Raw genomic sequence first — 22,507 nt, 5'->3', positions numbered from 1 at the left:
GCAGCACCTCGCCACACCGATGTGGTCTATGAGGGAAATTCACCATGCGTATCGTCGCCGTGCTGCTTGCCAGCACTTCGCCCATTGCTGCCTTGGCCCCTGCTGCTCCGGCCTTCGCTGCCGAAACCGCCGCCCCCGCACCTGAAGCCGCTGCGCCCGCTGAGTCCGCAGACGCTGAAATCGTCGTGCTCGGATCGGGTCAGACCCGCCAGGTACAGGAACTTTCGACCGCTGACCTGACCATCCTCGCCTCGGGCACCAGCCCCTTGAAGGCCATCGAGAAGCTGCCTTCGGTCAACTTCCAGTCGGCCGACGCTTTCGGCAACTACGAATGGTCGACCCGCGTCACCATCCGCGGCTTCAACCAGAACCAGCTTGGCTTCACGCTTGACGGCATTCCACTGGGCGACATGTCCTATGGCAACAGCAACGGGTTGCACATCAGCCGTGCGATCACTTCGGAAAACATCGGCGTGACCCGCGTCAGCCAGGGCTCGGGCTCGATCGCCACGCAGTCGACCAACAACCTCGGTGGCACGCTCGAGTTCTTTTCGGTGGACCCCAAGGACGTGCTCGGCGCCGATGTCAGCGCATCCTACGGTTCGGCCAACACCTATCGCGGTTTTGCCCGCGTAGCCTTGGGCACCACCGACGGCCTGCGCGGCTATGCTTCGGTCCAGTACCAGGATGGCGAGAAGTGGAAGGGCGATGGCAAGCAGCGCACCTTCATGGCCAATGCCAAGGCGGTGCTGCCGCTGGGCGGTGCCGACCTCGATGGCTACATCAGCTATTCGGACCGCGCCGAGCAGGACTATCAGGACCTCAGCCTCGAACAGCTGAACCGCCTCGGCTACGACTGGGACAACTTCGGCCCGAAAAACTACGCCGAAGCCATCCGCGTGGCCGACATCGCCGCCAACCGTGGCGACACCGGCACCACTCCGCTCAATCCCGCCGCAGGCACGACCTATCCTTCGCCGATCACCACCGCGGACGATGCCTATTACGACGCCTCTGGCCTGCGCAAGGACACGCTTGCAGCGCTTGGCCTGACCGTGCCCTTTGCCGAAAAGGCGGTGTTCAAGATCAAGGGCTACTACCACGAGAACGACGGCCAGGGCACCTGGGGCAGCCCCTACGTCAACAGCCCGACGGGCGTCCCGATGGCGCTGCGCACCACCGAATACGACATCAAGCGGAAGGGCGTCTTCGCTTCGATCAGCAACAGCTTTGGCGTGAACAACATCACCGTTGGTGGCTGGTACGAGAAGAACGACTTCATCCAGTCGCGCAAGTTCTATGGCTATGAAAGCCGCACCAATCCGGGCCGCGATCACCTCGAATTCCAGACGAACCCGTTCTTCACCCAGTGGTCGATCGCGTTCGAGACCGACACGCTGCAGTACTACGTCACCGACGACATCGACCTCGGCGATCTCAAGGTGAATCTTGGCTGGAAGGGCTACTCGGTCGACACCAATGCCTTCTCGCTGGTCAACACCAACAGCCGCGCCACGGGTGATCTCAAGGTCGAGGACTGGTTCCAGCCGCACGTCGGCCTCAACTACAAGTTCGGCAACGGGCTCGAAGCCTTCGCCGGCTTCACCCAGGTCACGCGCGCCTTCCAGGCTTCGACCACCAGCGGTCCGTTCTCGGCCACGCAGGATGGCTTCAACGCCATCAAGAACACGATCAAGCCGGAAAGCTCGGACACCTATGAAGCGGGCCTGCGCTACAACAGCGGGATCATCAATGCCTCGCTCGCCGGTTACTATGTCGACTTCCGCGACCGCCTGCTGGTGATCCCGACCTCGGTCGGCATCGTCGGCGCGACCAACGCGCTGCAGAACGTCGGCTCGGTCCGCGCGCTCGGCATCGAAGCGGCGGTGGACGTCAAGCTCCCCGGCGGCTTCGGCGCTTTCGCATCGTACAGCTACAACGACACGACCTACCGCGACGACGTCGTCATCACCGCAGGTGGCGTCACCACGATCCGTGCTACCAGGGGCAAGACCGTGGTCGATACGCCCAAGCACCTGCTGCGCGGCGAACTGTCCTATGACAGCCAGACCGTGTTCGGCCGCATCGGGGTGAACTACATGTCTAAGCGCTACTTCACCTACCTCAATGACAAGGAAGTCCCGGGCCGTGCGCTGGTGGACGCGACCATCGGCTACCGCCTGAACATCGGCCAGCGTCAGCCGATCGAACTGCAAGTGAACGCCGTGAACCTGTTCGACAAGCGCTATGTCGCAACGATCGGGTCCAACGGCTTCGGCTTCAGCGGTGACAACCAGACCCTGCTCGCGGCCGCCCCGCGCCAGGTCTTCGTCACGCTCAAGGCGGGCTTCTGATGATGCGCGGCCTTTCCACCGCAAAGGCCCTGATCGCGGGCGTCGTGCTGCTTGGCAGCACGGCGCCCGTCGTCGCAAAGGCCGAACCTGTCCTGCTGATCTCGATCGACGGCCTTCGCCCCGGCGATGTGCTCGAAGCCGAAAAGCGCGGCCTCAAGATCCCGAACCTGCGCCGCTTTCTTGCAGAGGGCACTTACGCCACCGGCGTCATGGGCAACCTGCCGACCGTCACCTATCCCAGCCACACCACGTTGATCACCGGCGTCGCGCCTGCACGCCATGGCATCGTCTCCAACACCACGTTCGATCCGAAGCAGATCAACTACGGCGGGTGGTACTGGTTCGCGCAGGACATCAAGGCGCCCACGCTGTGGGATGCCGCCCACGCTGCCGGGCTTTCCACCGCCAACGTCCACTGGCCGGTCAGCGTCGGCGTGAAGTCGCTGACATACAATCTGCCGCAGATCTGGCGCTCGGGCCACGCTGACGACCGCAAGCTCGTCCGCGCGCTCTCGACCGAAGGTCTCTACGACGCTCTCGAACACGATTGCGGCGCCTATGCCGATGGCATCGACGAGGGCATTGCAGGGGATGAGACCCGCGCGAAGTTCGCCGTCCGCCTGATCGAGACGAAGAAGCCCGATTTTGTCACCGTCTATCTCGCCGCGCTCGATCACGAAGAGCACCTGTTCGGCCCCGGCAGCGCACAGGCCAATGCCGTGCTCGAACGCCTGGATGCCGCTGTCGGCCAGCTCGTCGCCGCCGAACTCGCCGCGCGCCCCGATGCGACCGTCGCTGTCGTCAGCGATCACGGTTTCGTCGGCACGGATATCGAGGTGAACCTGTTCCGTCCGTTCATCGACGCCGGGCTGATAAAGCTCGGACCCGATGGCAAGGTCGCCTCATGGGATGCCATGCCCTGGCCCTCGGGCGGCTCCATCGCCGTCGTCCTTGCCCGCCCGCAAGACCCGGCGCTGACCGGCATGGTCGCCGCGCTGCTCGACAAGCTGGCCGCAGATCCCAAGGCGATGATCGCCAGGGTCGCCACCCGCGCCGAGATCGAAAAGATGGGCGGCAACCCCGAGGCGAGCTTCTACGTCGACCTCAAGCCGGGCGCCCTTGCAGGCAACTTCGCCGCCGACGCGCCCCTCGCCAAGCCCTCGCGCTACAAGGGCATGCACGGCTATTTCCCCGCCATGCCCGAAATGCGCTCCACGTTCCTGATCATGGGCAAGGGCGTGGCCAAAGCACGCAACCTCGGCGAAATCGACATGCGCGCCATCGCCCCGACGCTGGCCAGACAGCTGGGCGTTGCCATGCCCGACGCGCAGGTTGCCCCGGCGTCAATTTCTGCCCGGTAATTCGGCAGGCGCTGTCGGGCGGCCTATCGCCCGGCAGCGCCGCCACTTCGGGTTACTTGTCATCCGTCAGGCGGGAATGTGCTGCCTGACAAGCTGCTGGATGGCATTGGGCACTTCGGGATCCTCGATCGTCGGAGGCACGCTCCAGGTCTCGCCATTGACGATCTTGCGCAGGAGGTTGCGCAGGATCTTGCCCGAACGCGTCTTTGGCAGGCCCGGCGCAATGAAGGCGATCTTCAGCGCCGCCACGGCACCAAGTTCCGATCGCACTGCGGCAACGACCCGCTTTTCCAGCGTCGCATCCGTGTCGAAGCCCGCGCGCGGCACGACGAAGGCCATCGGAACCATGCCCTTAATCGCATCTTCGGCGCCGATGACCGCGCATTCGGCCACGCCATCAACCGCCGCGACGATCTGCTCCATCTGTCCGGTGGACAGGCGGTGCCCCGCAACGTTGATGATGTCGTCGGTGCGCCCCATGATGTGGACGAAGCCGTCCTCGTCGACGAAGCCTGCATCACCCGTTTCGTAGTAGCCATCGAAGGAGGCGAAGTTCTTCGCGTAACCGGCATGGTTGTTCCACAGCGTTCGGAACGCGCCGGGCGCGAGCGGGGCCTTGATGACCACGGCGCCGCTATGCCCCACCGGCACAGGGTGCCCGCCTTCGTCGAGGATCGCGAAGGCATAGCCGGGCACCGGAAAGCCCGCGCTGCCGCGCTTACGGCGCAGGTCGCCCAGTGCAAAGCACGAGGCGATTGCCGGCCAGCCGAGTTCGGTCTGCCACCAGTGATCGATGACCGGCAGGCCGGACTTGTCCTCGAGCCAGCCGATGGTGTCGGGATCGGCGCGTTCGCCTGCGAGGAATATGGCCTCGCACTGGCCCGTGCCGATCTGCGCAAGGAACGTCGCGTCAGGGTCTTCCTTGCGGATCGCGCGGATGGCTGTGGGTGCGGTGAAGAAGGTCTTCACGCCGTGCCGCTCGATCACGCGCCAGAAGGTGCCGGGATCGGGCGTACCGACCGGTTTGCCTTCGAACAGCACGGTGGTCGCGCCGACGAGCAGCGGCGCATAGACGATATAACTGTGGCCCACGACCCAGCCGACGTCCGATGCGGCCCAGAAGGTATCGCCTTCGCCGATGCCGTAGATGTTCTGCATCGACCAGGCGAGGGCCACTGCATGCCCACCGTTCTCGCGCACCACGCCCTTGGGGGTGCCGGTCGTGCCCGAAGTGTAGAGAATATAGAGCGGATCGGAAGATGCCACCGGCACGGGCGCGGGAACCGGATCATCCGCAGTCGCCGCGCGCAGGGCCTGCCAATCGAGATCGCGCGGTCCGGACAGATCGCCGGGCAGCCGTTCGCGCTGGAACACGACGACGCGCTCCAATTGGTGATGCGCAAGCTTGAGCGCTTCGTTGACCATCGGCTTGTAGGCAATTGTGCGACTGCCCTCGATACCGCAAGAGGCGGTCAGAAGCACTTTGGGGCTGGCATCGTCGATGCGCTTGGCCAGTTCGAGCGGGGCAAAGCCACCGAAGACGACGGAATGGATCGCGCCAAGCCGCGCGCAGGCGAGCATGGCGAAGACCGTCTCGGGGATCATCGGCATGTAGATGATGACCCGGTCACCCTTGCCCACCCCGAGCGAGGCCAGCATGGCGGCGACACGGCCGGTTTCGGCGAGAAGTTCGGAATAGCTGTAGCGGCGGATCGTCGAGGTGACCGGGCTGTCATAGACCAGAGCGATGGCATCGCCGCGCCCTGCCGCAACGTGGCGGTCGAGGCAGTTGTGGGCGGTGTTGAGCGTGCCGCCCGGAAACCAGCCTTCGCCTTCTGCGAAAGTGGCGGATGGTGGCGTGACCCAGTCCAGCGCCTTGGCTGCTTCGCCCCAGAAGCCTTGCGGATCGTCGATGCTGGCCTGCCATGCCCGGTTGTATGCTTCGCTCATGTCCTCACCCGACTCTTGAAACGGTTGGAGCGGGTATCGGCGCAAACCGCTACCCGCTCCAGTAAGACCTTAGTCGTCAATGCTGCGCTTGTAGGTTTCCGGCAGGAACACCAGACCGATCACGCAAGTGGCGGCGGCAACGATCACCGGATACCAGAAGCCGTGGTAGATATCCCCGTTGGCCGCCACCATGGCAAAGCCGATGGCGGGGAGCAGACCGCCGAGCCAGCCGTTGCCGATGTGGTAAGGCAGGCTCATCGAGGTGTAGCGGATGCGGCTGGGGAACAGCTCGACCAGCATTGCCGCGATCGGGCCATAGACCATGGTCACCAGCAGCACGAGGTAGAACAGGATCGCCACGACCAGCGGCTTGTTGATCTGGTCGGGGTTGGCCTTGGCCGGATAGCCGACCTTGGCAAGTTCACCCTCGACCGCAGGCTTGGCCTCGACCGCAGGCTTGTCCCCCTCGGCCGGCTTTGCCGCCACGGCGGGAGCGCCGACGACCTTGGCGGTGAAGGCGGCAATGGCAGCCTTCTTCTCGTCGCCCGAGACCTTCGACGGATCGGGAGCGACGATGGTGGTGCCGCCGATCTGGATCGAGGCGATCGTGCCCGCCGGAGCAGCGACGTTCTCGTAGTTCACGGCCGCCTTGGCGAGCGCGTTCTTGACGATGTCGCAGCTGGTCGTGTCGAACTTGTTCGCGCCGACCGGATCGAACTGCGATGAGCACTCCGCTGGATTGGCCATGACCTTGACCGGCGCATTGGCCTGGGCATGGGCGAGGGCCGGGTTGGCGGCTTCGGTCAGTGCCTGGAAGGTCGGGAACATGGTCAGTGCGGCCAGCGCACAACCGCTGAGGATGATCTTCTTGCGGCCGATCTTGTCCGAGAGCCAGCCGAAGAACAGGAAGAACGGCGTGGCGCAGGCAAGCGCGATGATGATCAGCATGTTGGCGGTCAGACCATCGACCTTGAGCATCTTTTCAAGGAAATACATCGCGTAGAGCTGGCCGGTGTACCAGACAACGGCCTGACCCGCGATGGCGCCGAAGAAGGCGATCAGCACGATCTTCAGGTTCTTCCATTCGCCAAAGGCTTCGCCCAGCGGCCGCTTGGAAGAGGTGCCTTCGTCCTTCATCTTCTGGAACACGGGCGATTCATGCAGCTTGAGGCGGAGCCACAGGCCAACGCACAGGAACAGGCCCGAGAGCAGGTATGGCACGCGCCAGCCCCAGTCCTTGAACGCCTCCTCGCCCACGCCGGTAACCGGCGAGCGCACGAGAATGACGATGAGCAGGGCCATCGCAAGACCTGCGGTAGCCGTGATCTGGATCCAGCTGGTGTAGAGCCCGCGTTTTCCTTCGGGGGCGTGCTCGGCAACGTACGTCGCCGCGCCGCCGTATTCGCCACCAAGGGCAAGACCCTGGAACATGCGCAGCACCACCAGCATGATAGGCGCGGCCACGCCGACGCTTTCATAAGTGGGCAGGCAGCCGACGAGGAAGGTCGAAAGGCCCATGACCAGCAGGGTCACGATGAAGGTATAGCGACGGCCGACCATGTCGCCGATGCGCCCGAACACCAGCGCGCCGAACGGGCGGACGATGAAGCCTGCGGCAAAGACTAGCAGCGCCATGATGAACGATGTGGTCGGATTTAGGCCGGTCAGGAACTTGGCCGCGATGATCGCGGTGAGAAGTCCGTAGAGGTAGAAGTCATACCACTCGAACACCGTGCCGAGCGACGAGGCAGTAATGATCAGCTTCTCGCTGTGGGTGGCCTTGTGATGCTTCGGCAAAGCCGAAAGATCATCCGTAATCGGAACGTTGGACATATCCTCTCCCCCTTTTTCTGGTGGGCTCTCAGAAACCGTACTTGGCGGCGAATTCGATGCGATCGAGCGCGCCGCTCGCACCGTTGACGAGCTTGCGCTCACCGTGCCGGACCTCGATCCCGAGGTCGACATTCTTTATCGGCGACCAGAACAGGTTGCCGGCAAGGCTCCAGGCCTGCTTGTTGTAGGTGCCGACCATCGCGGCGGTCAGGGCATCGGCGTATGTCACGCGCTGCCAGCTGCCCATCAGGTTGGCGCGAAGTCCCGGTGCAATGCCGATGCGCGCGGCCAGCATCGCCGAAGCGACGGTGACGTTCTCGAGCTTCCCTGTGGCACCGACGAACACGGCGTCCGGAGCGAAGTTGACGCCGATGTAACGCCCGGCTCCCTGTCCGTAAGTCGCCATGAAGCGCAAGTCGCTGACCTTGGCGTCATCGAGAAACAGCTTGCCCGCGGCACTCACGCCCCAGCCAAAGCGGCTGTCGGCAACGCCGTTGGTCTCGACACGCAGTTCGCGGGCAAGGGCTGCTAGCGAAAGTTCGCCCTTCTTGCCGCTCCACGCAAGGCGTGCGGCGAAATCGGGAATGCGGTCGTCACCGTTTTCGACGAGCGTTGCAGAGCCTGCTGTCGCGGTCGCGCTTTCCGGGTTTTCGGCAGAGACATGCAGGGTCAGCCCGTCGCCTACCTTGGTCGAATAGCGGATGACCGGCTGGCGCACGAAGACGGTGCCTTCGGTGGTGCCGACGTAGTCGGTACTTTCCGGCAGCGCCCCGGTGTACTGGAAGGTCGACCAGTCCTGACCGAAGGTCCATTTGTCGAACTGCAGGTAGGCGCGGCGCAGGGCGAGGTTGTAGCCGTTGGTTGTGCGCTGCGTGCCTTGCGTGCCGGGCGAGGTCTCGAAGTCGGTCTCGACGTAACCCTTGAGGCTGTGGCCTGCGACGGTCGTATCGAGGTTCAGCCAGAAGCGCGACTGGCGCGCGCTGAAATCCTGTTCGCGTGCGGAGTGAGCACCGCCCACGGGAATCTGCTGCGGCAGCCAGAAATCCCGCCCGAACGCGTTGTTGGCGACTTCCCCATCGCTGAAGCGGCTGTTCGTGGCCACGAGCTTGATCCAGCCACCAAGCTTGACCGTGGTCGCGCCGACCCTGAAGCCTTCAGGCTGCGGCCTGGCTTCGAGCGCGGCGACCTTGGCAGTCGCGGCGTCTGCCTTTGCCGAAGCGGCCTCGGCGACTTCGACGGCCTGCCCTACCTGGACCACGCTCGCGGCGCTGGCTTGCTGTGCGCGCGCCTCCTGCAGATCCTTCTTCATCGCGGCCATCTCTGCCTCGAGCCTTTCGAGCCGGGCAACAAGCTCGGCTTCGCGCTGCGATGGTGCGGCGGCATGGGCCAGCGTCGGCAAGCTCAGGCTTGTAGCGGCAAGGAGCAAGGACAGATTCCTCGCGATCTTCACAGACATCATTCCCTCTCCAGGTGTGCGCACTTCGCACTTTCCGGATTGCAGCCTCGGCGCGAATGGCCGTTCCCGACAGAGCGCGATTGGTCGTAGCCATTCGACCAAAGTCGCGGGTCCCGGTGTCGGTCTGCCATGCGAAACAGCGGACTTGCCGATGTCGAGCCAGCAGATAAGCTGTGCCGGAACGGAGCGCGTTCGACCTTTGCCGCAGGGCGAGGGCAGATCGTCCTGGCGGGGGAGTGATGTGAGCGAGACAATTCTGGTTGCCGACGATCATCCGCTGTTCCGGCAGGCGTTGGCGCTTGCGGTCGCAAATGTTGCGCCGCGGGCACGTGTGGTGGAGGCCGGAACTCTCACCGCTGCTGCGCGCGCCGCCAGCGAAGCGCCGGACCTTGCGCTCATCACACTGGATCTCAAGATGCCCGGCGCAATCGGATATTCCGGCATTGCACTGCTTCACGCCGAACGGCCGGATGTCCCCATCCTTGTCGTTTCGAGTGCAGAAGGCGCCAAGGTTGCCGACGAGGCGCGAGCCTTTGGTGCGGTAGGCTTCCTGCGCAAGGATTCCGATCTTGCCCGGATCGAGGATGCGATCCGCAGCGCGCTGGGCGGGGCAGCGCCCGCGCAGGTGAGCGCCGAGCCGGTCGAGGAGGTCCGCCGCGAAGTTGCCAACCTGACGCCGACCCAGCTGAAGGTGCTTCTGGCCGTGCTGGACGGCAAGCTGAACAAGCAGATCGCCTATGATCTTGGCATGAGCGAATCCACGGTAAAGGCGCACATGACCGCGATCATGCGCAAGCTCGATGTCCAGAACCGCACGCAGGCCGCGCTGATCGCCCGTTCACTCGGGCTCGATCTGACCAGCTGAGGCACACTCGGCAAGGAACGCTTCCAACGCCTGCGGAGACGCCGGCTTCACGAACAGGGGCACGCGCCGCATGCGCAGCCGATTGCGCAAGGCAGGGCCGCTTTCCGCCGAGATCATCGCTACGGCGAGCGACGCATTGCGCGAGCGTGCCTGATCGAGAAGTCGCAGGCCGTCTTCACCGGCATCGAGGTGATAGTCGGCGAACAGGACGTCGACTTCCATCACCCGGGGGAGGGCGTCCTCCGCCTTGCGCAGGCCAATGGCGATATGGCCCAGCCCTTCGATCATGGCGACGGTTGCCTCGACAATGTCCGGATCGTTGTCGACGACCAGCACGCGAAGCTGGCGCTCCATGGCGCGGTTCGCAACCGACGGCGCGTCAGGACGCGGCGCATTGGCCCCGGCAATCGCGAAGGCGGGCATGAAGATGCTGAAGCGGCTGCCTTGACCCTCGGTCGATGCGACCTCGATCCTCGCACCGAGCAGGCGGACGATGCGATCGACAATGGCAAGGCCCAGCCCGAGACCTTCGGCTTCCACGGCGCCGATGCGGGTGAATTCGGCAAAGATCTCGCGCTGCCGGTCGGCCGGAATGCCGACGCCGCTGTCGATCACGTCGATCCGCAGATCGCTCACCCTCCGGCGCACGCCCACCACCACGCCGCCATCTGTGGTGTAGCGTATCGCGTTGGTCACCAGATTCTGCATGACCGATCGCAGCAGACCCGGATCGGTCATCACTGATCCGGACATCGGCCCCAGGCGCAGGCCAAGCCCCTTCTCTTCGGCCAGTGGGCGCAGCGTTTCGACCACTTCGTCGAGCAACGGGGCGAGTTGGACAGGTTCAGGGCTCGGCTGCACCCCGCCTGCATCAAGCTTCGAGATGTCCAGCAGCGCGCGCAGCAAGGCTTCTGCCGAAATGATCGAGCGGTCGACCTTGCGGGCGAGCATCTGGCCGGGGCCCTCGAGATTGCGCTCGAGAGCCGACACGAACAGCCGCGCGGCATGAAGGGGCTGGAGCAGGTCGTGGCTTGCCGCAGCAAGGAAGCGGGTCTTCTCCTGCGTGGCCGAAGCCAGCTGCCTGTTCACCTCGCTCAACTCGCGGGTCCGCTCATCCACCCGCCGTTCCAGTTCCTCGAGCGTACGGTTGAGTTCGCGGCGGACTTCGGCTTCGTCGGTGATATCGGTGAACGAGGTCAGGTAGCCCCCGCCGGGCATCGGCCCTCCCACCGACTTGATCACGCGACCGTCGCGGTGCACGCGCTCGGAAGCATAGGCCCGGCGAGCCCGCAGGTGGTGGATGCGCTTGTCCACTTCGACTTGCGTCGAGCCGGGAAAACTGCCGCGCAAGATATTGTACCGTATCAGTTCTGCAATCGGAACGCCGGCCCGGACCAGACCCGGCGGATAGTCGAAGAGTTCGACGTAGCGGGTATTCCACGCAACGAGGTTGAGGTCGGCATCGATGACGCTGACGCCCGATTGCAGGTTTTCGAACGTCGCAGCCAGCAACTGGCGCGAGAAGCTCAGCGATTGGCCTCCCTCGTCAAGCAGCCGCGTGACGTCCTCGACGCTCATCCGCGCACCGGCCAGCGCCGAGGCGACAAGGGTGCGTGCCGAGGAATTGCCGATCACCCCCGAGATCATGTCCTGCGCAAGGCGTGCCGAGTAGCGATCGACCGGTTGTCCGTGACGGTCGGCGGGAAAGGCGGCAGCAGCGCGCTCCTCGCCGACGAAGCGCGCGATCAGCGATGCCAGATCGCCGATGTTGGCGATTTGCCGATTGCCGGAGAACAGCTTTGGCAGCCGTGGCGCACGCCCTTTGCGCGCCCGTGCCAGTGCAAGGACCACGAGATTGGCACTCAGGCTCCAGGCAACGCCATGGACCAGCGGGCTCGCATTCCCGATACCCAGCAGGCGGACCGGATCGAACAGGGTTCCTTCCAGCGCGGCCAGCCATTGTGCGGGCATGACGGGCGGAAGCGCCAGAGTGTAGAGCCACAACACGAGGCCCGTCAGCAGGCTTGCCCGTGCCGCCACGGGGTCGTGGCCGGGCGATGATACCGCCATCAGGAGATGCGGCACGAACTGGACCATTGCGGCAAAGGCGACGAGACCGATCGAGGCCAGTGAACGTGCCGGATCGACAAGCAGCGCCCACAACAGGGCGAGCACGACGATGCCGACGATCGCTCCGCGCCGGACCGTGAGCATCCGGCGGCCCAGATCGCCCGCCTCGGCCTGTCCTTCGCTGCGCAGGAGAGCCGGAAAGATCAAGTCGTTGGAAACCATGATCGCAAGCGCAGTGGCATCGACGATCACCATGGCCGAGCCGGCGCTGAGGCCTCCGAGGAGTGCTGCAACCGCCACCGGGCCGTAGCCGCCGCTTGCGGGCAACAGCAGCACGTAGCGATCGGGCGATGTGCCTGACGGGAGCGCGACGAGTCCGGCAAGCGCAATCGGAACGACCAGCGCCGCCATCGCCAGAATGTAGAGCGCAAGGCCCACACGCGCTCTGGGCAGGTCGCGTGCCGAGTGCGCTTCGGCGAGCCCCATGTAGAACTGCCGCGGCAGGACGATGATCGCGAAGGCCGAGACCAGCGCGATCACCACGGTCTCGGTCGTCACGTGATCGGGGGCGAACTCGCGGCCCATCTCCTGCAGGCCCCGGGCAAGGGCCGGACCGTCTGCATCGAGCAGAACCAGGACCGAGACGACGCCGACCATGGCCAGCGCAACGAACTTGATCAGGGACTCGAGCGCGATCGAGAAGACAAGCCCTTCGCTGCGGCCCGCGATTTCGTAGCGCCGGGCACCGAACAGAATGGCGAAAGCCGTCAGTACCACGGCGCTGGCAACCATGACCGGCACTGCTACATCTTGCCCGGAGGTCGCTGCAAATGCCGTTCCGATGGAGCGGAGTTGCAACGCGACATAGGGGATCGTGCCACAAAGCGCGATCACCGTGATCAGGCGGGCAACGCCCGAGTCATGGCCGAAGCGCGCGGCGATGAAGTCGGAAATGGTCGATGTGCGTTCGCGCTGAACTTCCTCTGCCAGCCGGGCAAGGAAGCGCGGAGCGAGCAGAAGCAGCAGCGCAGGCGCAGCATATATCGGCAGGTAGTTCCAGCCCTGGCTCACCGCCGTGCCGACCGAGCCGTAGAACGTCCAGCTGGAGCAATAGACGCCAAGCGCAAGAGTATAGGCGCCATGTCGCAGCCGCGCCTGATATCGCCAGCGCACGCGTCCGCGCTCGGTCATTGCGGCAACGCCGAACATCAGCGCGAACAGCGCCACGGTCATCACTGCTGCAATCTGCGCGCTCATTCCGCCGTCAACGTCCCCCGTGGGATTGACGCTAGGCCTGCAAAGGCAGGAACGGCAAGGGCAAAACCTTCGCAGCGCCGGCCGCCACCGGAATCGGGATCAGTGCTCCGGATTGAAGTGATCGGCCAGTTCTCCGGGGCCGAACCCATGGGTGTAGGACTGCGGGTCGAGAGGCAGCATGGTGGCATTCCATCGCTCCCACCCCGCCTTGAGGTCGGCAAACGCGTCAGGCTCACGATCCTTGAGATTGGCGCGCTCCAGCGGATCGGCGGCCACGTCGAACAGGAATTCGTTCTCGCCGATCTTGAGGTACTTGCGATTCCCGCGCCGCGCAGCGCGTTGGGCATGGTTCTTGTAGCGCCAGAACAGCGTCCGCTGCGGCAAGGCCTGACCGGTCAGGGCGGGACGAATATCGATACCGTCGCTGGGATAGGCCGGGTCAGGCGCTGCCCCTGCTGCCCCAAGGAACGTGGGCAGCCAGTCCATCGAGATGATCTGTGCATCGCTCGTGGAGCCAGCCTTTGTTACGCCGGGCCAGCGCACGATGGCGGGGATGCGCAGGCCGCCTTCGAGCAGCTCGGTCTTGCGGCCGCTGAACGGCCAGGTGTCGGAGAAGCGTTCGCCGCCATTGTCGCTGGTGAACACCACGATGGTATCCTCCTCGGCTCCGCTGGTCTTGAGCGCGGCGAGCACGCGTCCGATCTGGTAATCGAGGCGGCGGACCATGGCGGCATAGATCGCCGCGCTGCCACCGTCGAAGTGGAACAGGGCCCGGGGGTCCTTGATTTTGGCGATGCGCGCGGATTCGCTGGCGTCGTCAGGCCCTTCCCAGGGCCAGTGCGGCGCGGTGAAGTGGAGCGACATGAACCATGGCGCTTTCCCTGCAGAGGCCTCGCGAATCTCGGCAATCGCGCGGTCGGCGAGCAGGTCGGTCAGGTAGCCTGCCTGCTCGACCGGCGTCGGTCCGTCCCACAGGTCGAGCTGGCCGTTGCTCGTTGCGTGAGTGTAGTAGTCCACCCCGCCGCTGCGGATGCCCCAGAAGGTGTTGTAGCCGCTCTTGAGCGGGTCGAAATCGGGCAGGCTGCCAAGGTGCCACTTGCCGATCAGCGAGGTGCGATAGCCCGCCTTGGCGAGCAGCGATGGCAGTGTCGGGTGCGATGGCGGCAGGCCGATATTCGGGCGGAAGGCGAGGGGCTCTTCAAGGCCCACGGGCAAGCGGTACTGATAGCGCCCGGTGATCAGCCCGACCCGCGTTGCCGTGCAGACGGCACTGTTGGCATAGGCACTGGTGAAACGCAGGCCTTGCGCCGCCAGCTTGTCGAGCACCGGCGTCTCGAAATCGCGGCGGCCGTAGCAGGAGAGGTCGGCAAAGCCGAGGTCGTCGGCCATGATGTAGAGGATGTTGGACTGGCGTGCGCGCTTGCGGGCAATCGCGGGCGCAGCACTTAGGGCCAGAGTAGCGGCGGCACCCCCGATGGTAGCGCGGCGGGTGAGATTGAAGGTCGAAGTCATGGTGCGGTCCGTGGTTGCTGCTGGCAGGTGGACCTGCGCGTGGTCGCGTAAGGCAGAATGAGCCTATCGCCGCGCAGATCAATGTCTATTAGATCGATAGACAATTGATCTTGTCTGTCGGGTAGTTTTCCTTTTGCGTTGAAATGGCTCGCACCCGGTTGACCGGAAAGACTCAACTAGATAGGTAGAGATTAACCCGCATGGCTCCCAGTGATCAGGCCGGCATGCAGTTCGAGGGTCCTGATCCGCGGCATTTGATCGGGAAGCAGCTTGCTCCGCGTTACCAACCGCTAAAGCGCGCGATGCTGGGGCGACAGCGCCAGGCATCGTGTTCCCCTCAACCAGAGGTGATACGATGCAGACTATCATGACCATCCGCGCCTGACGCGTACCTGACAGCCGACAGCACGATCCGCGCAACCCACGAGGGGCGCGGCCCGCGTCCTGCGGCCTTCCATTCATAACGCCAGCTCGGCGCCGATCCGCACGGGTCGCCGCCCGGAGGAGTGCGTCATGCGACCGCTTACCAGTTCCGATCTCGCGGAACTGGCCCGGTATCCCGCGTCCCTGCAGCAGACGATTGTTGCCCTTTGCGGCGTCGCCCCCGGCGACACGCAGCGCGAAACCGTGCCCGTTCCATCCACTTTCAACCGCCGCAACAGCAGCGCGGCAGCATACTTGGGTTCAGGGAAGTAACAGAATGAAAACGATTTTTCTCAAGGCACAGCGTCCGCTCATCCTCTCGGGCGTGGCCATTGCAGCGCTTCTGAGCGCAGGTCCCGGCTTTGCGGCCGAGACCGACGGCGCGGCGGAGGCAGCGGTCCCGGCCGCTGCCGCCGATGCCGCAGACGGCGGCGAGGCCATCGTCGTCACCGCCTCGCGCCGCCGTGACGAGAACGTCCAGGACGTTCCCGTCGCGATCAGCGTGATCAGTGCCGATGCGCTTGAAAAGCGGGGTGATTTCACGCTCGGCCAGATCCAGCAGCAGGTGCCAAGCCTGCAGGTGTTCAGCTTCAACCCGCGCAACACCAACATCAACATTCGCGGCCTCGGCTCCAACGTCGCGCTGACCAACGACGGGCTGGAGAACGGCGTCGGCTTCTACATCGACAACGTCTATTACGGGCGCGTCGGCCTCTCGCAGTTCGATCTGGTCGACCTGCAGGGCATCGAAGTGCTGCGCGGGCCCCAGGGCACGCTGTTCGGCAAGAACACCACCTCGGGCGTCATCAACATCACCTCGCGCAAGCCGAGCTTCGATCCGGAATTCTCGGGCGAGGCGAGCATCGGCAACTACGGCTTCCGCCAGATCCGCGCCTCGGCCTCGGCCGGTATCGTGCCCGATCTGCTGGCCGTGCGCCTTTCCGGTGCGATCAGCGGCAACGACGGCTTCCTGTTCAACAAGACCACCAAGACCCGCGCCCAGAACTACCGCAACGAAAGCATTCGCGGGCAGCTGCTGTTCACGCCCGAGCCCGACTTCGAGGTGCGGATCATCGGCGACTACGCCAAGCAGGAGCAGGACCATGTGCTCTCGGTCTTTGCAGACCTGCACACGACTTATGCCAATGGCGCGACCATCCCCAACAACTTCGCCCTGCGCGCCGCCCGCTTCCCCGGCTACACGCTGCCCGCCTTCAAGCCGTTCGACCGCATCGGCGAGGCCGACAGTCACTATCAGTCGAACATGGAAGGCTATGGCGTTTCGGGCGAGGTCAATTGGGACTTCGGCGGCGCCGCGCTGACCTCGATCACCGCCTATCGCTGGTGGGACTGGAACCCGGCCAACGACGGCGACAGCACCTCCTTGCCGATTACCACCAAGGCGCAGCAGGCCAACCGCCAGCGCCAGTTCAGCCAGGAACTGCGGCTCGCCTCCAAGGGCAACCGCACGGTCGATTACGTCATCGGTGCCTACTACTTCTGGCAGATCGTCAAGGGTTATGGCGCGACCCGCTATGGGCCGGCTGCGGCGCTGTGGAACCTGCCCGCCGCCAACCAGACGATCGCCAATGCCGCACTCGACGGCTTCGAGGCCAATTCCACCTCGACGCCCGAAACGCGCACCTTTGCGCTGTTCGGCCAGACCGACTGGCACTTGTCCGATGCGCTGACGCTGACCACGGGCCTGCGCTGGACGCATGAGAAGAAGTCGGGCGCGTTCAGCCAGTTCTGGGTCGACGGCGCGGACCTCTCCGGCTTCACCCCGGCGCAGATCACCGAAATCAACGCCATCCGGACGCAGTTCAATCCGGTCACGAGCTTTTCGACAAAGTTCAGCGAGAACAACCTCTCGGGGCTGGTGACGCTGAACTGGAAGGTCTCGCCCGATGCCAACATCTACGCGACCTATTCGCGCGGCAACAAGTCGGGCGGGCTCAACCTGACGGCACTGCCCGCAGGCATCCAGCCCGAAGTCGCGCCGGAAAAGGTCGATGCCTTCGAACTGGGCTTCAAGTCGCAGTTCCTCGATCGCCGCGCCACGCTCAATGCCGCCGCGTTCTGGACCGAGATCCGCGATTACCAGACCGCGATCACCGAGCAGGTGGCCAACGCCGTGACCTTCCGGCAGTACATCGCCAACATCCCCAAGGTGCGCTCGCGCGGCATCGAGGGCGACTTCGCCTTCCGCGCCAGCGACGCGCTCTCGTTCACCGCTTCGGCCAGCTACACCGACGCCAAGTACGTCGAATATGCCAATGCTCCACAGGCGGTGGAGAACCTCAATCTCGGGGGAATTCAGGACCTTTCTGGGAAGCCGCTGTCCGGCGTGCCCAAGTTCGCCTGGTCGGTGGGAGCAGATGCCGCCGCACCGCTCGGCAGCATCGGCGGGCGGGAAATCAGCCTCTATGGCCATGCAGACTATGCCCACCGGTCGAGTTTCAACACCTCGGCCACCAACTCGGCCTGGGCGCAAGTGCCCGGCTTCGGCATCGCCAACGCCCGCATCGGACTGAAGACCGATGACGGTCTGTGGGACCTGTCGCTCTGGGCGCGCAACCTGCTGAACGAAGACTACTTCCTCAACCTCTCCGCTGCGAACACCGGCGTGGTCACTGCCCAGGCGGGCGAGCCGCGCACTTACGGCGTCACGCTGCGGACGCGCCTGTGAGGACCCGCACATGACCCGGCACTCCACCGCCCGCTTCCACCGCCTCGCTGCGATCTACGTGCCCGTAACAGCGGCCGCACAGCCCGTCGCAGCCTGGCTCCCCGCCATCCTCGCGCGTGATTACGGCGTGCCGCTGACGCTGGTCGGCACGCTCTATCTCGCGGGCCAACTGCTCAACTGCCTGCTCGACCCGGTCGTCGGCGCGCTGAGCGACCGGACGCAGAGCCGGTTCGGCAGGCGGCGTCCCTGGATTGCGGGCGGCGGGGTGCTCTTTGCGGGAGGCGCAGCGCTGCTGTTCTTCCCGCCCTCAAGCCCCGGCGTCGGCTGGCTGACCGTAGCGCTTGCTGCCTACTACGCAGGTCTTGCCCTGCTCTCCACGCCCCTGCTTGCGTGGAGCGGCGAGATCGCGCCCGACTACAACGACCGCACCCGCGCCGCCTCGATCTTCACCCTGTGGCAATCGGTCGCGCTGGTCGGCGCGCTCGGCCTTGCTGCACTGGCGCAGCACTTGCGGCCCGGCGACGGGAAGCTTCAACTCACGCTGTTCGGCCTGCTCGTGCTGGCAACCGCCCTTCCGGCGCTGTGGCTCACCCTGTCCAATCGCGACGAGAGCCAGCCTGTGCTCCTTTCCGCCCCGCTCTCCCCCGCGGCTGCCCTGCGCGCCGTATTCGGCAATCCGCTGCTGCTGCGGGTGCTCGCGTCCGACGCTGCTGTGCGCGCCGGGCAGGGCATCCGCACCACGCTGCTGCTGTTCTACGTGACCTTCTATCTCGGGCGTCCCGAGTGGGGCGCCGGGCTGTTCCTGTTCCAGTATGCGTTCGGCATGCTTTCGGCGCCGATCTGGCAGCGCATCGGCGTCCGGCTCGGCAAGCGTGACGCCGCCATCCTTGCCGAAGTGCTGCAGGCCCTGATCAACCTCGGTCTGGTGCTGACCACGCCCGACCGGTTCTGGCTGGTCCTCGCGCTCGCCTTGGCACAGGGTCTGACGCAGGGTTCGGGCAACATCATGCTGCGCTCGATGGTTGCGGACGTTGCCGACAAGTATCGCGCCGACACCGGCGAGGAGCGGGCAGGGCTGTACTATTCGGTCTTCGGGCTGGCCGACAAGATCGGCGGCGCGCTTGCCGCCGGGATCGCCCTGCCGCTCGTCGCCTGGTTCGGCTTCGACCCGAAGCTTGCGACCAACAGCCCGGCTGCGCTGCAGGGCGTGCTGCTGGTCTTCGCGCTCGGCCCTGCGCTTGCCCATGCCCTTTCCGCCGCTCTCGTCTCGGGCTTCTCGCTCGATGCGCAGCAGCACCAAGCCATTCGCCGCCGTCTGGACTCCGCTGCCGACCCCGCGCTCCAGCCTGCCGAATAATCCCCCCGATCTCCAATCCCCTCAAGGAGTACCTGCCATGAATGCCATCACCACTTATGCCAATGCCAAGGACCCCAGTTCCCCGCTCGAGATCGTACCGATCACCGGGACGATCGGCGCGGAAATCCGGGGCGTTACCCTCTCGGGCGACCTCGATGCGACGACCGTGCAGGCGATCAAGGATGCCGTCGTCCGCCACAAGGTCGTGTTCTTCCGGGGCCAGAAGGAGCTGGACGATGCCCGCCACGAAGGCTTTGCCTCGCTGTTCGGCGATCCGGTGGCACACCCGACTGTTCCGGTGGCCGAAGGCTCGCGCTACCTGCTCGAACTCGATAGCAAGGAAGGCTATGCCGCATCGAGCTGGCATACCGACGTCACCTTCGTCGATGCCTATCCCAAGGGCTCGATCCTGCGCGCGATCACCATTCCCGAAGCAGGTGGCGATACCGTCTGGGCAAATGGTGAGACAGCCTATGAAAGCCTGCCGGAAACCCTGCGCCAGCTGGTGAACAACCTCTGGGCCGTCCACACCAATCTCTATGACTATGCCACCGTGCTCAATGCTCCCAAGGGAGACGACAGCGAGCGCGAGCGCACCAACTTTCACAAGAGCGTGTTTGCCTCGACGGTTTACGAGACCGAACATCCGGTCGTCCGCGTCCACCCCGTATCGGGCCAGCGCAGCCTGTTGCTCGGCCACTTCGTCAAGCAGTTCGTCGGGCTGAACCAAGCGGATTCGCAGCGCCTGTTCCAGATCCTTCAGGACCACATCACCCGGCCTGAAAACGTCGTGCGCTGGCGCTGGCAGCCGGGCGACGTGGCGTTCTGGGACAACCAGTCGACCCAGCACCGCGCCGTCGCCGACTTCGGCCTGCAGCGCCGCACCCTGCGTCGTGCCACTATCGCGGGCGAAGTGCCGGTCGGCATCGACGGCCGCCACAGCCGCACCGTGCGCAAGGAGAAGGCCACCGAATACCAGCCTGCGTGAGCGCAGGTGAGCGGGGTGGCGGCCCTCACCGCCGCCCCGCACCCATTGAGCGCATCTTCGCTCTTCGCCGTGAAGCGTGCGCAAGAACAGAGTGGCACGGCGCCCTTTTCGGAACCGTGCCACTCCATCGCGACGAACTCGCTCAGTTCTTGCGCGGTTCGGCCTTGCCCTGCTGCTGCTGCGCAACCTGCTTGATCTGGCCTTCGCCCATTGCCGAGACGACCGCGTTGCCGCTGCCGCTGAAGTTGGCGGCGGGCAGCAGCGCCTTCTCGCCATCGACCTTGACCAGCAGCGAGCGCACCTGCCCGCGACCGTCGGCGATGACTTCGCGCACCTTGCCGATCTTTTCGCCATCGGGGCCAAGCACGGTCATGCCCTTGCTCAGCGAGAATGCACCATTGGCCGAAGACGCAAGGCTTCCTGCCAGTGCAAGCGAGCCGGAGCCATAGGAAGTCGCCGCGCTGCCGGCGCCACTTGCGGCTCCGCTGGCCGACCCTGCAGCATTCCCAGCCATCGCACGGCCGCTCGAAGCCAGCGATCCTGCCGTCTCGGCTCCGCCACGCACGGTGCCCCGCGCAGTGCTGCCCACCTGTCCGGCGGCCGAACGCACTGCATCGGTGCCGATCAACTGTGCATCGGCGCTGCCGGCAGCCGAGCCTGAGCCACTGGCCGAACCGCTGGTGCCGACCATCCGGCTGGGCGTGGAAAGCGCCTGACCGACGCTGCCGGTCAGCGAACCATCGGCATTGCCATCGGCGTGGACCTTGCCACTCTTGCGGTCGACCGACTTGTTGGCCGATGCGCGGCCCTTGCCATTGACCGTTCCGCGCGTGGTGTTCTCGATGCTGCCCATCGGATCGCCAATGGTGCCGCCCCCGATCGTGCCACCGTTCAGGGTGCCGCCAAGCGTCCCGCCGATTCCGCCGCCAAGCGCGCCGCCCAGGCCGCCGCCAGCGCCGCCAAGGATCTGGGCCTGTGCGGCAGGGGCGGCCAGCAGCAGGAGTGCGGTCGAAGTTGCCAGAAATGCACGCATCTCGATTTTCCTTTCCTCGAACTGTCCGAGGCGTCGCGTTGACTGCCTCTCGAAAGGAAAACGGATCGCGTCAGAGGTTTAATGCATGGCTTCGCAAAATTTTTTCAGCGCGTCGGCCTACAGATGGTGCAGAGCAGGCCCCGGCCATAGGTGCCGTCTGCCCCGCGCGGGCCCAGATCGATGGCTTCGGCATCAAGTCGCGCCCTGATATTGCCGCCCATGGCAAGCGCCGCCCGGGATGCCACCAGCGGCGTTGAAAACGAGGTGCCCCGCACTCTCACCCTACGTCCCGCAGCATTGGTCGCGAACAGGTCGGCACCGGGCGCGGCGTAATCGAGATGCAGTGCGCGCCCTGCCTCGATCAGCGCACGATTGCGCCCGTCCACGGCGGTCACCGCCAGCACGCCGGGGTAGGAGGCAGGGTAGGCGGGTGGCGCTGCCGGACCATCGTTGCCCACCGCCGCCACGATCACCGCACCCCGCCGCTGCGCCGCCGCCACGGCGCGGGCAACAACGGGATTGGCCGGGCCGACGAGACTTATCGAAACGACCCGCACCTCCTTGCCCACCAGCCAGTTCAGCGCCCGCGCCACCGCCAGCGCATTCCCCGCTGCCGGATCGTCGCCATAGACATCGGCCACCACGATCCGCTGCACGCCCGCATGACGCAGCAGCGAGGCCACGGCGCTGCCATGATCGCTGGCCCTGGGCGCACCCCGCGCAAATCCTCTGGTTTCCGCAACAGCGACTGCCGCCCCGGCCCCCCCATCGATCACCCCGACCGGCGTCGCAATCGGCGGCATCGCACTTCCGCTCCCTTTCACGCGTCCTCCAGAAGTGCCACCGCTGGCAAAGCTCAGCGTATCTGCGGAAATCGTTGCATCGGGCAGGCGGGCGCTCAGCAGCGCCTGCGCCTTGGCGAGGCTCATGCCGGATGGCACGGCGAGGCGGACGACGGTGATCTCCAGCGTGTCCAGCGTCTCGGTGGACAGGACCGTGAACCCGGCGGCCTCGGCACGTTCCACCGCGCCGGGCGCAGGGTCTGTCAGGAGCAGTTCGCCCTTGCGCGCAAGGTCACCCGATGCGTCGCGTTCGATGATCTTCCGGTTGCGATCGAGGATGCGGGTGAGACGGTCGAGCCTGACCTGCAAGAGGCTCCTCGAGATGCCCTCGACTTGCCCCAGTGCCTCGGAGAGTTGGGGGAGAGTTGCCTCTATGCCTCGGAGAGTTGGATTTACGCTGCCGCGCACGTCGGGCAGCGCCAGTTGCGCCACGGCGGGGCCGGTTACGGTGCACAGGAGCATGGCGGCAAGGGCGAAGCGTTTCATTTTCATGGGCTTTTTGTCATAACCTGTCTGT

The 22,507-nt window shown here is 65.2% G+C and carries 13 protein-coding genes; 6 read left to right on the top strand and 7 right to left on the bottom strand.

Translation table 11 applies throughout. The features are described 5' to 3' along the window. The first annotated feature begins 44 nt into the window (after positions 1–44). On the top strand, positions 45–2,354 hold the full coding sequence (locus ACZ1JX_RS08670) for a TonB-dependent receptor domain-containing protein (protein WP_465126313.1): 2,310 nt from the start codon (positions 45–47) through the stop codon (positions 2,352–2,354). Between the two features lie 2 nt (positions 2,355–2,356). After that, positions 2,357–3,715, top strand: a complete 1,359-nt coding sequence (locus ACZ1JX_RS08665) for an alkaline phosphatase family protein (protein ID WP_465126382.1) — start codon at positions 2,357–2,359, stop codon at positions 3,713–3,715. 66 nt (positions 3,716–3,781) lie between these two features. On the opposite strand, the gene ACZ1JX_RS08660 is transcribed toward ACZ1JX_RS08665, so the two are convergent. The 3 genes from ACZ1JX_RS08660 to ACZ1JX_RS08650 form a co-directional block, all read right to left on the bottom strand. Next, positions 3,782–5,665: an AMP-binding protein gene (locus ACZ1JX_RS08660; RefSeq protein WP_465126312.1), complete on the bottom strand. Its 1,884-nt coding sequence runs from the start codon at positions 5,663–5,665 to the stop codon at positions 3,782–3,784. Positions 5,666–5,734: 69 nt separating this feature from the next. Continuing rightward, entirely contained in the window at positions 5,735–7,498 is a 1,764-nt protein-coding gene (locus ACZ1JX_RS08655; protein ID WP_465126311.1) for an MFS transporter, read from the bottom strand. 28 nt (positions 7,499–7,526) lie between these two features. After that, positions 7,527–8,957, bottom strand: a complete 1,431-nt coding sequence (locus ACZ1JX_RS08650) for a DcaP family trimeric outer membrane transporter (RefSeq protein ID WP_465126310.1) — start codon at positions 8,955–8,957, stop codon at positions 7,527–7,529. 238 nt (positions 8,958–9,195) lie between these two features. Between ACZ1JX_RS08650 and ACZ1JX_RS08645 the strand changes: the two genes are divergently transcribed. Next, complete coding sequence (locus ACZ1JX_RS08645) at positions 9,196–9,819, top strand: response regulator transcription factor (RefSeq protein WP_465126309.1); 624 nt, start codon at positions 9,196–9,198, stop codon at positions 9,817–9,819. Here the strand turns inward: ACZ1JX_RS08645 and ACZ1JX_RS08640 are convergent. Together ACZ1JX_RS08640 and ACZ1JX_RS08635 are read right to left on the bottom strand one after the other, a co-directional pair. Further along, the gene (locus ACZ1JX_RS08640; RefSeq protein WP_465126308.1) at positions 9,793–13,146 is read right to left on the bottom strand and encodes a PAS-domain containing protein; all 3,354 of its coding nucleotides are present in this window, start codon (positions 13,144–13,146) and stop codon (positions 9,793–9,795) included. The two genes, ACZ1JX_RS08645 and ACZ1JX_RS08640, sit on opposite strands and share 27 nt — an antisense overlap. A 99-nt stretch (positions 13,147–13,245) precedes the next feature. Then, complete coding sequence (locus tag ACZ1JX_RS08635) at positions 13,246–14,658, bottom strand: sulfatase family protein (protein WP_465126307.1); 1,413 nt, start codon at positions 14,656–14,658, stop codon at positions 13,246–13,248. Between the two features lie 700 nt (positions 14,659–15,358). On the opposite strand from ACZ1JX_RS08635, the gene ACZ1JX_RS08630 reads away from it, so the two are divergent. From ACZ1JX_RS08630 to ACZ1JX_RS08620, 3 genes are read left to right on the top strand one after another with little or no spacing between them, the layout of a single operon-like run. Next, positions 15,359–17,770, top strand: coding sequence for a TonB-dependent receptor (locus tag ACZ1JX_RS08630; protein WP_465126306.1), 2,412 nt, complete (start codon positions 15,359–15,361; stop codon positions 17,768–17,770). 10 nt (positions 17,771–17,780) lie between these two features. Then, positions 17,781–19,127 carry an MFS transporter gene (locus ACZ1JX_RS08625; protein WP_465126305.1) on the top strand — a complete coding sequence of 449 codons (1,347 nt, stop codon included), beginning with the start codon at positions 17,781–17,783 and terminating at the stop codon, positions 19,125–19,127. 37 nt (positions 19,128–19,164) lie between these two features. Further along, positions 19,165–20,115 (top strand): TauD/TfdA dioxygenase family protein, encoded by a 951-nt coding sequence (locus ACZ1JX_RS08620; protein WP_465126304.1) that lies wholly within the window; start codon positions 19,165–19,167, stop codon positions 20,113–20,115. A 142-nt stretch (positions 20,116–20,257) separates the two neighbouring features. On the opposite strand, the gene ACZ1JX_RS08615 is transcribed toward ACZ1JX_RS08620, so the two are convergent. Both ACZ1JX_RS08615 and ACZ1JX_RS08610 read right to left on the bottom strand, forming a co-directional pair. Then, entirely contained in the window at positions 20,258–21,148 is an 891-nt protein-coding gene (locus tag ACZ1JX_RS08615; RefSeq protein WP_465126303.1) for a PRC-barrel domain-containing protein, read from the bottom strand. Positions 21,149–21,252: 104 nt separating this feature from the next. Continuing rightward, positions 21,253–22,476 carry a S8 family serine peptidase gene (locus tag ACZ1JX_RS08610; protein WP_465126302.1) on the bottom strand — a complete coding sequence of 408 codons (1,224 nt, stop codon included), beginning with the start codon at positions 22,474–22,476 and terminating at the stop codon, positions 21,253–21,255. Positions 22,477–22,507: the final 31 nt, after the last annotated feature.

The organism is Novosphingobium sp. BL-A-41-Hi4A-0G, assembly GCF_055521735.1.
This window is presented reverse-complemented; position numbering and strand designations above follow the sequence as displayed.

Excerpts from the sequence above, each read along its gene's own strand:
- ACZ1JX_RS08670 (WP_465126313.1), top strand. The coding sequence starts at position 45 with ATGCGTATCGTCGCCGTGCTGCTTGCCAGCACTTCGCCCATTGCTGCC.
- ACZ1JX_RS08665 (WP_465126382.1), top strand. The coding sequence starts at position 2,357 with ATGCGCGGCCTTTCCACCGCAAAGGCCCTGATCGCGGGCGTCGTGCTG.
- ACZ1JX_RS08660 (WP_465126312.1), bottom strand. The coding sequence starts at position 5,665 with ATGAGCGAAGCATACAACCGGGCATGGCAGGCCAGCATCGACGATCCG.
- ACZ1JX_RS08655 (WP_465126311.1), bottom strand. The coding sequence starts at position 7,498 with ATGTCCAACGTTCCGATTACGGATGATCTTTCGGCTTTGCCGAAGCAT.
- ACZ1JX_RS08650 (WP_465126310.1), bottom strand. The coding sequence starts at position 8,957 with ATGATGTCTGTGAAGATCGCGAGGAATCTGTCCTTGCTCCTTGCCGCT.
- ACZ1JX_RS08640 (WP_465126308.1), bottom strand. The coding sequence starts at position 13,146 with ATGAGCGCGCAGATTGCAGCAGTGATGACCGTGGCGCTGTTCGCGCTG.
- ACZ1JX_RS08635 (WP_465126307.1), bottom strand. The coding sequence starts at position 14,658 with ATGACTTCGACCTTCAATCTCACCCGCCGCGCTACCATCGGGGGTGCC.
- ACZ1JX_RS08630 (WP_465126306.1), top strand. The coding sequence starts at position 15,359 with ATGAAAACGATTTTTCTCAAGGCACAGCGTCCGCTCATCCTCTCGGGC.
- ACZ1JX_RS08625 (WP_465126305.1), top strand. The coding sequence starts at position 17,781 with ATGACCCGGCACTCCACCGCCCGCTTCCACCGCCTCGCTGCGATCTAC.
- ACZ1JX_RS08620 (WP_465126304.1), top strand. The coding sequence starts at position 19,165 with ATGAATGCCATCACCACTTATGCCAATGCCAAGGACCCCAGTTCCCCG.
- ACZ1JX_RS08615 (WP_465126303.1), bottom strand. The coding sequence starts at position 21,148 with ATGCGTGCATTTCTGGCAACTTCGACCGCACTCCTGCTGCTGGCCGCC.
- ACZ1JX_RS08610 (WP_465126302.1), bottom strand. The coding sequence starts at position 22,476 with ATGAAACGCTTCGCCCTTGCCGCCATGCTCCTGTGCACCGTAACCGGC.